Origin of the sequence: Flavobacterium sp. (assembly GCF_036405015.1) — a bacterium.
Lineage (GTDB): Bacteria > Bacteroidota > Bacteroidia > Flavobacteriales > Flavobacteriaceae > Flavobacterium.
On sequence record NZ_DASWYK010000238.1, the window covers coordinates 40497 to 50812 of the forward strand.

Annotated in this window: 11 protein-coding genes; 1 reads left to right on the forward strand and 10 read right to left on the reverse strand. The window is 34.2% G+C overall.

Annotated elements, in window-relative coordinates; all coding sequences use genetic code 11:
• Window positions 1-33 precede the first annotated feature (33 nt).
• The 10 genes from VGE71_RS20875 to hemA all read right to left on the reverse strand — a co-directional run bounded on the left by VGE71_RS20875 (window position 34) and on the right by hemA (window position 9174).
• Window positions 34-924: a fructose bisphosphate aldolase gene (locus VGE71_RS20875; RefSeq protein WP_331140040.1), complete on the reverse strand. Its 891-nt coding sequence runs from the start codon at window positions 922-924 to the stop codon at window positions 34-36.
• Window positions 925-1006: 82 nt separating this feature from the next.
• Complete coding sequence (locus tag VGE71_RS20880; protein WP_331140041.1) at window positions 1007-1945, reverse strand: DUF4421 family protein; 939 nt, start codon at window positions 1943-1945, stop codon at window positions 1007-1009.
• A 92-nt stretch (window positions 1946-2037) separates the two neighbouring features.
• Complete coding sequence (gene tnpA, locus VGE71_RS20885) at window positions 2038-2496, reverse strand: IS200/IS605 family transposase (RefSeq protein ID WP_331140042.1); 459 nt, start codon at window positions 2494-2496, stop codon at window positions 2038-2040.
• Between the two features lie 528 nt (window positions 2497-3024).
• Window positions 3025-3930 carry an oxygen-dependent coproporphyrinogen oxidase gene (gene hemF, locus VGE71_RS20890; protein WP_331140043.1) on the reverse strand — a complete coding sequence of 302 codons (906 nt, stop codon included), beginning with the start codon at window positions 3928-3930 and terminating at the stop codon, window positions 3025-3027.
• A 2-nt stretch (window positions 3931-3932) separates the two neighbouring features.
• Complete coding sequence (locus tag VGE71_RS20895) at window positions 3933-4316, reverse strand: hypothetical protein (protein ID WP_331140044.1); 384 nt, start codon at window positions 4314-4316, stop codon at window positions 3933-3935.
• 3 nt (window positions 4317-4319) lie between these two features.
• Window positions 4320-4988, reverse strand: a complete 669-nt coding sequence (locus tag VGE71_RS20900; RefSeq protein ID WP_331140045.1) for a hypothetical protein — start codon at window positions 4986-4988, stop codon at window positions 4320-4322.
• A gap of 80 nt (window positions 4989-5068) precedes the next feature.
• Window positions 5069-6094: a uroporphyrinogen decarboxylase gene (gene hemE, locus VGE71_RS20905; RefSeq protein WP_331140046.1), complete on the reverse strand. Its 1026-nt coding sequence runs from the start codon at window positions 6092-6094 to the stop codon at window positions 5069-5071.
• A gap of 50 nt (window positions 6095-6144) precedes the next feature.
• On the reverse strand, window positions 6145-6810 hold the full coding sequence (locus VGE71_RS20910; RefSeq protein WP_331140047.1) for a uroporphyrinogen-III synthase: 666 nt from the start codon (window positions 6808-6810) through the stop codon (window positions 6145-6147).
• Complete coding sequence (gene hemC, locus VGE71_RS20915) at window positions 6810-7733, reverse strand: hydroxymethylbilane synthase (protein WP_331140048.1); 924 nt, start codon at window positions 7731-7733, stop codon at window positions 6810-6812. The genes VGE71_RS20910 and hemC overlap by 1 nt, the downstream gene beginning before the upstream one ends.
• Window positions 7734-7923: 190 nt before the next feature.
• On the reverse strand, window positions 7924-9174 hold the full coding sequence (hemA, locus tag VGE71_RS20920) for a glutamyl-tRNA reductase (RefSeq protein ID WP_331140049.1): 1251 nt from the start codon (window positions 9172-9174) through the stop codon (window positions 7924-7926).
• 227 nt (window positions 9175-9401) lie between these two features.
• Between hemA and VGE71_RS20925 the strand changes: the two genes are divergently transcribed.
• Window positions 9402-10277, forward strand: coding sequence for an AraC family transcriptional regulator (locus tag VGE71_RS20925; protein WP_331140050.1), 876 nt, complete (start codon window positions 9402-9404; stop codon window positions 10275-10277).
• The last annotated feature ends 39 nt before the right edge of the window (window positions 10278-10316 follow it).

A 10316-nucleotide genomic window follows, 5' to 3' on the forward strand; every position in this document is an offset into this window, starting at 1 on the left:
TTCGGGGATTTTTTTATTTAAAAGAAATTGATTTTAAGTAATTGAAGCTTTGTAAATAGCTTTTATAGTGTTAGCAAGTTCTGTATTAAAATCAGTATCAGACTGCTTGGCGTTTAGACTTTCAGATAATGCTCTGGAAAAGCTGGCGATTAATCCGTGATTTTGTGCGAGTTTGTCATTGGCTTCTTCTTTCGAATAACCTCCAGAAAGTGCCACAACGCGAACCACATGCGGATCTGAAATTAAGTCTTTGTAAAAATCATTTACATTAGGAATAGATAGCTTCAGCATTACTTTTACATCTTTGTCCAAAGCATTCAACTGTTTTTTGATTTCCTGTTTTAGAATTTCTTCCGATTTTGCTTTGTCAGGACTGTAAATATCAACCTCAGGTTCAATAATTGGAATAAGTCCTTTATTGAAAATCTGTAACCCGACTCTGAATTGCTGTTCTATAACATCGCGAATTCCATCAGGATTTGCTTCTTTAATAACAGAACGCATTTTAGTTCCAAAAATATTTCGCTCTACGGCTCTAGTCAATAAATCATCTAAATTCGGAATTGGTTTCATAAGCTGGACACCGCTTGCAAGGTCAGTTAGTCCTTTATCTACTTTTAAAAACGGAACTATATTTTTCTTTTCCCATAAATAATCTGCGGTCCATTGACCGTCGATTTTACGGTCCATAGTGTTTTCAAACAAAATAGCTCCGAGGATATATTCACTTTCAAAAGCAGGACTTTTGATAATTCTGGTTCTCATTTCATGTACAAGAGTGTACATTTCTTCGTCATTTGAATAGCTGTTTTCTTCAACGCCATATTGCGATAATGCTTTTGGTGTACTACCGCCACTTTGATCAAGTGCTGCGATAAATCCTTTGCCGGTTTGCATTCGATTTAATTGTTCCTGATTTGCCATAATTATGAAATTTAGTTTGTATAAATCTCTGTAATTTAAGCATTTTAATTGGTCTTGGTGCAATATTCAGGTTGAAGATTTCTTAAAGTCCGATTTTTTTATTGACTTTATCGTAGACTTCTTTTACTTTTTTTGGAGGATCAAATCGGTAGCCAACAGAAAGTTTTACAGTAGCAATATTATCATTTAATCTTGGATCAACTTTATCATCTTGCGCAAAGCTTATTGTATTGAGGCTGGCAAAACCAAAAAAGCGATCTTTATTATAAGCTAGTTTTAAATTGAAATCGGCTTGATACAAAGCTGAGGTATCTCCGTCAATATCATTAATTCCAGCACCCAAAGCAATTCCAGCACCAATTAAAACCCGATCACTAATTACAAAATTGTAAAAGTAGGCAGGAGCCAATGTAAATACATACATATCTCCAGGAGACGAATCGGGAGTATTTAAATCAAGATTGGTATAATAAAATGAAAAGGACGGAATAAAACTTCCAGAACTCTTTGTTTGCCATTCGTTTTGACTTACCAATGTTTTAAAAGAAAATTTATCGTTGAAAACATAAGCAGTAGATCCACCGATTTTAGTGGTTCGCATGCGTGGTAATTGGGCTGTTATATTGTCATCGCTAATATAAAATCCTTTTTGATTGATAAAAGTGAAAGACTGCATCCATTTTTTATAATAAAAACGAGTGTTGAAATTGAAGTGTTTCGAATTAGAATCGCCTTTGTTTCTGCTCAGAAATTTAGGAGCAAAACCAATTGTAACATCAATGATTTTATAATTTAAATTGAAACCAATCTGTTCTCGACGATTAGGAATAAGATTGACAAATATTTTAGGATCCTGATTATCTGAAGCAATCTCAAAACTATTGGAAGTATCTAAATAATAAATGCTTGCAGTAATTTTTTCATCATATGATTTAAAATACGGATTCTGCAAAGTGTCGTTTTGGGCAAAACAGCCCAAAATGCTGGTGAAGAATGTAGCGTAAATTAATTTTAAATTCATGAACAATAATTTTAAAATGCTCCAGCGGAGCAGAATATTTATAGCAATTAAATCGCCCGAATGAATAAAGCTCCAGCGGAGCGACATAAAAATTAACCCTCCTCAAAAAGATATTCATTTTTGAAATCAATATTGAATAGTTTTAAAAACTTAATATATTCTTCTTTGAATGTTCTTGTTTTATGATGCTCTTCCTGATTTTCAATGTATTTTATCACATTTCCCAATTGTGAATGACCGTATGAGAAAGCACCAAAACCATTCTGCCATTCAAATTTACCATTAATCCATTTTTGTTCATTTATGAATTTTGATGAATTGGTTTTAATATCTCTTACTAAATCTGATATTGAAATGTCTGGTTTTATTCCAACTAAGATATGAATATGATCTGGCATTCCATTAATTACAATTAGTTTTTGTTTCTGATTTGTGATGATTCCTGTAATGTATTTGTAGATTTCATCTTTCCATTTTGTTGAAATTAAGTTCTGCCTTCCTTTTACGGCAAAAACAAGTTGAATGTACAATTGAGAATAAGTGTTTGCCATATTTAGAATGTTAGTTTGATAAAGCTAATCAATAATTTTTTATTTGTAGGATAAATATTGTTTTTTTGGAGATAGATATCTCGCCCCGCTGGGGCTTTTTTAAATTGGGGTCAACTGTTTCTATAGATATTTCGCTCCGCTGGAGCTTTTCTACCTGAGGGGGAATTTTTCTACAGATATTTCGCTCCTCTGGAGCTCTTTTTGAAAATGTGGATTTGAATTCCTATAAATATTTCGTCCCGCTGGGACTTTTTTTCAATGGATGTAAATTTGTTCTATAAACATTTCACTCCGCTGGAGCTTTTTAGGTAAGTGCTAAGTCCCAGCGGGACGAAATATTTATAGAATAGAAAGACAAGACAAAGCAAAAGCTCCAGCGGAGCGAAACATATTTTATATACATTCCCTTTATATAGTAAGCAAAAAAAATGCTCCAGCGGAGCATAATATTTATAGAAAATTGAGTCGACAACTAAAAAAAGAAGCCCCAGCGGGGCGACATATATATCAAATTAAAAAATTTTTAGATTAAGAAATCCACTCACGCGGATTTGCTAATACGTTGATTAATTTTTCTTCTTCGCTTCCAACTTCCGGATGATGATCGTAAACCCATTGCACGTGCGGTGGCAAACTCATTAAAATACTTTCAATTCTTCCGTTTGTTTTTAAACCGAATAAAGTTCCTTTGTCGTGAACCAAATTAAATTCGACGTAACGTCCGCGGCGAATTTCCTGCCAGGTTCTTTGTTCTGGTGTGTGCGAAAGATTTTTTCTTCTTTCTACAATCGGAACATATGCTTGAAGGAAACTATTCCCGACTTCGGTTACGAAATCGTACCAATTTTCCATTGACATTGATTCATTTGCTTTGCAATAGTCAAAGAATAAACCACCAAGTCCACGAGCTTCATTTCGATGTGCATTCCAAAAATACGAATCGCATTGTTTTTTATATTTTGGATAAAATTCTGGATTGTGTTTGTCGCAAGCTGTTTTACAAGTCTGATGAAAATGAACAGCATCTTCTTCAAACAAATAATAAGGTGTTAAATCTTGTCCGCCTCCAAACCATTGCTGAATGACATTTCCGTTTTCATCATACATTTCGAAATATCGCCAATTGGCGTGCACGGTAGGAACCATCGGGCTTTTCGGGTGAATCACCAAACTTAATCCGCAGGCAAAGAAATCGGCTTCTCCAACTCCAAACATTTTCTGCATGGTTTCAGGAAGTTTTCCGTGAACGGCCGAAATGTTGACACCGCCTTTTTCGAAAACAGTTCCGTTTTCAATAACACGTGTTCTTCCGCCACCACCTTCTGGACGTTTCCATAAATCTTCTCGGAATTTTGTAGTTCCGTCAACCGCTTCTAATCCAGCGCAGATTTGGTCTTGTAAATTTTGTATGTAGGCGTAAAATTTGTCTTTCATTGTTATTGTTTTTTGGCTTTCGCCGAAGCAATTTTAGTGTTAATTCCAAAAGAAAATACTTTGCTTTCTTTTTGAATGTATTGATAAATGGCAAGTGCTTTACCTAAAAAATTAAATTGACTCTCTTGAGATAATCCAACTAGAATATCTGCAAACTGTTCTTGTTGATTCCAATCTAAATGACATCTTTGCAAGAGAATGATTAATTCATCTTCCGGTATTTCAATTGTTCTTTGTAAACTTAAACCGAAGCTTTTTAACTGTTCGTCAATAAGACTTGTATCTTCAGCATTCCAAAATTTTGGAACGAAAATTAATGCATGTAAAGTTCTTAAAGTATTTTCTATTCGTATACTTTCTTCATCTCTTAAACCTTTATTCAGCATAAATTACATTTTATTAGATTTGAATGTGGTTTGACTATAAACTAATTTACCTTTTGAAGTTGGACCAAATTTCTTTATTGTTCGATAAACAAAATATAAAACAGGTAAAGCATAATAGATAAATCCCATACAAATTGGTACAAAAGGCTTTTCTATAAACAATCCGCTTGACTTAACCGTTTGAAAATAACCAGATTTTTCTAAATACTCTTGTGTCAATCCAAATGGAGGGATAATGTTATTTGCAATACAAACTCCTAGTATCAAGAAAAAGTAGAAAATGGCTCTTAGAGCAGATTTTCCCATTTGTGTCATTCGAACTTCTGGACTTACATTTGAAAATGCAAATCGCATTCTGTTTAAGACTGTAAGCAGGTAAATGTATAGAATGTTGGTGTTTACAACGGATTCATTAAAACCAAACGCAAATAATCCGTACAACGGAAAAAATATAAATAGAGACCACTTTTTAGGCATAACCGCCATAAAAACTCCAGAATGTACCATTATAAACTCAAAAGCCATTAAAATCGCCAAATCATTTATCAAACTTACGGGATGAAGTTCAGGATGAATCCAAACCATTAAAAACACATAAGCGTAATAGGCTTGAAAGCCGTATTCAATAAATGAAAAAGGGGAGTTTCTGTTGAAGTTTAAAGTGGCAAACATAGGCTTTTTGGTTTTTAAGTTTACAATCGCAGTTTCCAGTCTCAGTCAAACTGAAAACTGCGACTGAATACTGAAAACTATTATTGCCCGTATTCCTTCACAGCGTCAATAAACGCTTTTGCGTGATCTACAGGGATATTTGGTAAAATTCCGTGACCTAAATTTACAATATATTTGTCTTTTCCAAACTCGTCGATCATTTCATGAACCATTTTTTTGATTGTTGGAATTGGAGAAAGCAATCTTGATGGATCGAAATTTCCTTGTAAAGTAATGTTTCCGCCAGATAAATATCTAGCATTTCTTGCAGAACAAGTCCAGTCCACTCCTAATGCAGAAGCTTTACTTTTACCCATTTCGCCAAGAGCAAACCAGCATCCTTTTCCGAAAACAATAACCGGTGTGATTTCTGCCAAAGCATCCACAATTTGGTTGATGTATTTCCATGAAAATTCTTGATAATCAACTGGAGAAAGCATTCCTCCCCAAGAATCAAAAATCTGAACAGCATTTACTCCCGATTTTACTTTTTCTTTTAAGTATAAAATAGTCGTATCTGTGATTTTTTGTAATAAAGTATGCGCTGCAACTGGGTTTGAAAAACAGAATCCTTTTGCTGTATCAAAACTTTTAGAGCCTTTTCCTTCAACAGCATAACAGAAGATTGTCCAAGGCGAACCTGCGAAACCAATTAACGGAACTTCGTCATTCAACATTTCTTTAGTCAATTTCACTGCGTCGAAAACGTAACCTAAAGTTTCATTTACATCTGGAACAAAAACTTGGTTTACTTGTTCCATGGTACGAATTGGATCTGGAATAATCGGACCTAAATTATCTTTCAATTCTACATGAATTCCCATTGCTCGTGGCACAACTAAAATATCTGAGAATAAAATCGCAGCATCTGGAGCAATTCTACGAATTGGTTGAACGGTAATTTCTGCAGCTAATTCTGGAGTTTCGCAACGTGTAAAAAAATCATATTTATCACGAAGTGCTCTAAATTCTGGCAAATATCTTCCCGCTTGACGCATCATCCATACTGGTGGACGCTGAACTGTTTCTCCTTTTAATGCTTTTAAAAATAGGTCGTTTTTTAACATGTTTTTTATTTTAGTTGCAAAGTCTCAAAGTGACAAAGTTGCAAAGGTTCTTATTTATATTCGTGAATTACATCTTCGATCACATCCTCGATTGTAGGCTGATCTGCGACGATAATGTTTTTGGTGATTTTTATTAAAGCTTCTGCGGTAGTATCGCCAATGCAGAAACAAATTTGCTTATTTATGGTGTTGTGTTTCAGATAACTTTTAACGCCAGACGGACTAAAAAACAAAATCGCTTCTGGATTTGCTTTTAATTTCTGAGGTTGAAGTGTAGTTTCATAAACCTCAATTTCGTTGAATTTAATTCCGTTTTCTTTTAAAGCTTCTGGTAAAGTATCTCTTCTCATATTACCGCTGAAAAAAGTATAACTCTCACTTCCATAAATCAATGTGATAATTTCAGCCAAATCGGCAGCATAACCTGTATGAGCCACGACATTAAAGCCATTATCGCTTAAAAGCGTTTTGGTTTTTGATCCAACGCAATACACGTTTTTTTTCTTTAATTGCTCTGAATCTGGATGTGATAAAATACTATGAACAGCATTTTGACTGGTGAAAATAAGATTTTCGTTGAGGTCCTTTAATTCGAAAGGTTTGTTTTCGGTTTTAATGAAATCGGCTTCGATTAATTCAACGCCATATTTCATTAACTCTTGTTTATGAAGAGGAGATAATATTTTTGTAGATACTATTTGAACTCGGTTTGCCATTACTTTTTCAGGGATTCTTTGATTTGCTGCATTAATTCCGTTCCGCCATTATTCAAAATCTCCTGAGCCGAGTTGAAACCTAGTTTTTTCCATTCCGAAATATCAACAGTTTTGTCAATTTCCAGTTTTTGTTTTCCATCGATAGAAAGCAAAACACCTTGAAAATGCAATGTGTCTTCGTCTTCATTATATGTAACCAAAGCTCCAATTGGTGCAGTACATCCGCCTTCAAGCGTTCTTAAAAACTGACGTTCGATGTGTGTGCAAATTTCAGTTTCAATATCATTTAACTGAGAAAGCGCATCCAAAGTATAATTGTCATTTTCCATTCCCACAACCAACATCGCTCCTTGTGCCGGCGCAGGAATCATCCAATCTAAGTTGATGAAATTCTCAGGTTTTAGATTAATTCTTTCCAAACCTGCAGCAGCAAAAACAGCTCCGTCCCAGTTGTTATCTTGTAACTTCTGCATACGCGTATTTACGTTTCCGCGTAAATCAACTACAGTATGATTGGGATATTTATTGAACCATTGTGCCTGGCGACGCAGACTTCCGGTTGCAATGGTACTTGGATTTGTGAAATCAGGATTTCCTTTATGGACTAAAATATCTAAAACATTGGCTCTTGCCAAAACTGCTCCTTGAACGATTCCTTTTGGTAAAGCCGTTGGAACATCTTTCATAGAATGCACCGCAATATCAATATCGCCATTAATCATGGCAATGTCTAAAGTCTTCGTGAAGATTCCCGTAATACCAAGTTCGTAAAGAGGTTTATCCAGAATAATATCACCTTGAGATTTTACCGCAACAATTGAGGTTTTATAACCTAAATCGTTTAGTTTTTTCTCTACAGTATGTGCCTGCCAAAGTGCTAATTCGCTGTCACGCGTTCCTATTCTGATTGTTTTTTCAGCCATGTTTTATTTTTTGAACCATATAAGTTATATAAGTAAATTTAAGCAGTTTGGGAAAACATACTTTTAAATCAAACTAACATAACTTGTTTTTTATTTTTGAACCATATAAGTTATATAATTAATTTAAGAGGTTTGGGTAAAACACAGTTTTTAAATGAACTTATATAACTTATATGGTTTAAATTTTAAACTAAGATGCTTTTATTTTGAAGACTTTTTCGATCCATTCGATGCTTTCATCGACCATGGTGCTGTCGTCTTTTAAATGATTTGCGAAATGTGTAGTGATTTTTTGAATGATTCGATTGCTGATGATTTCAGCTTGCTCTTCATTAAAATCGGCAATTTTTTTACTTTGAAAATCTAATTCCGAAGCTTTAATAGCGTTTAGTTTTTCTTTTAAAGCATTAATTGTCGGAGCAAATTTTCTTCCTTTCATCCAAGTAACAAATTCTTCTTTGATTTCTTCGATGATCGCTTCGGCTGCCGGAATGTGTAATTTTCTGTTTTCCAAAGTTTCATCTGTCAATTGAGACAAATAATCCATGTGGATTAAAGTTACGCCTTCTAAGTCCTCAACGTTTTCATTAACGTTTTTCGGAATTGATAAATCCAAAATCAATAAAGGTTTTTTCAGATTTAAAATCGCTTTGTCAACAGTTGGATTTTGTGCGCCAGTTGCAACAACCACAACATCGGCTTTTTGAAGTTCTAAATGCAATTCAGAGTAATCTTTAACAATCAAATTTAATTTTCCTGCTAATTTCTCTGCTTTGTCTTTAGTACGGTTTATTAAAGTGATGTGTTCGTTTTTAGTGTGTTTTACTAAATTCTCACACGTATTTCTTCCAATTTTTCCAGTTCCGAAAAGTAAAATGTTTTTGTTGCTGATGTCTTCTACATTTTTAAGAATGTATTGTACCGATGCAAAAGAAACCGAAGTTGCACCAGAACTGATTTCAGTTTCAGTTTTAATTCTTTTGCTAGCTTGAATAACCGCATTTACCAGTCTTTCCATAAAAGCATTTGCTAAACCTAAAGATTTAGAATGAATGAAACTGGTTTTAATTTGAGATATAATTTCGAAATCACCTAAAATCTGACTGTCTAAACCAGTTCCTACGCGAAATAAGTGATTGATTGCTTCTTGATTTTTGTAAACGAAACCAACTTTCTGAAAAGCGTCAACAGAACCATTACTGTTGTCGCAGATAAGTTTTATTAATTGAAACGGATGTTCTGCAAAACCATAAATCTCGGTTCTGTTGCAGGTTGAAGTTACAATTAAGCTTTCTATTCCTTCGCTTTTAGCTTGTTCCAGCAGGCGAGTCTTCGCAACTGCATCCAAACTAAATTGGCCTCTTACCTCGGCATCCGCTTTTTTATAACTCAGACCAACTGAGTAAAAATAAAGATGTTTCGGTACGTTATTGTTTTCCATAAATTCACTTTCATAAAAGTGCAACAAAATTATTACTATAGCATTGATAAAAATAACGCTAAAAGTACTTTTTATGTCGCTGTATGTTTTTTTGAACCTAAATAGGTGTTTTTGAGTAAAAAGGACTACTTTTGTAGCAAAATCAACTCATTAGAAAGGATTAGTTTAGAGTGATTCTAAATAAGATTTGAACTTTGTTTTGATTTTCGTTTCAAAAAAATATCGCTATGGGTTCTCAAGAAATTATAAAAATTGAAGACGACTTTACGCTGATCCGTTTTCAAAACGACGGTGCCGAACCATTTCATGCACAACACGAAATTATAGGTACTGGTCTGATACAGTTTCACTTCGGGATAAAAGGGAATGCAAAATTCTTGTTCAATCAAGGCACTTATGCTTTAGAATTGAAAGAAGAAAAATCGTTGCTTTTATACAATCCGCAGAAAGAATTACCGCTTAATTTAGAACTTGCTCCAAACTCGTGGGCGATTTCAGTAATTGTTTCCATCAAGAAATTTCACGCGTTGTTTTCTGCCGAAGCCGATTATATTACTTTTTTAAGTCCAGACAATAAAGACAAGAAGTATTATAACGAAGGAAATATCAGTCCGTCGATGGCGATTGTGTTGAGTCAGTTATTTCATTATAATCTTCATCCTTCGATAAAAAACCTTTATTACAAAGGAAAAGGATACGAATTGTTGAGTTTGTATTTCAACAGAACCGAAGACCCGAATGCAGAACAATGTCCGTTTTTAATTGACGAAGACAATGTTTTAAAAATCAGAAAAGCCAAAGAAATTGTAATCGCCAATATGGCCGAACCGCCAGGATTGCAAGAATTGGCAGATGAAATTGGTTTGAATTTGAAAAAGCTAAAAATGGGTTTCAAACAAATTTATGGCGATACGGTTTACGGTTTCTTATTCGATTACAAAATGGATTTCGCTAGAAAACTATTAGACAGCGGTTCTTATAATGTAAACGAAGTAGGATTGAAAATTGGCTACAGCACGGGAAGTCATTTTATAGCCGCATTCAAAAAGAAATTCGGAACAACACCGAAAAAGTATTTAATGTCGATTAATGCGAATGTTTAGTTGAATGAAAAAACTTGTTTTTATAATATTTACTCTCTT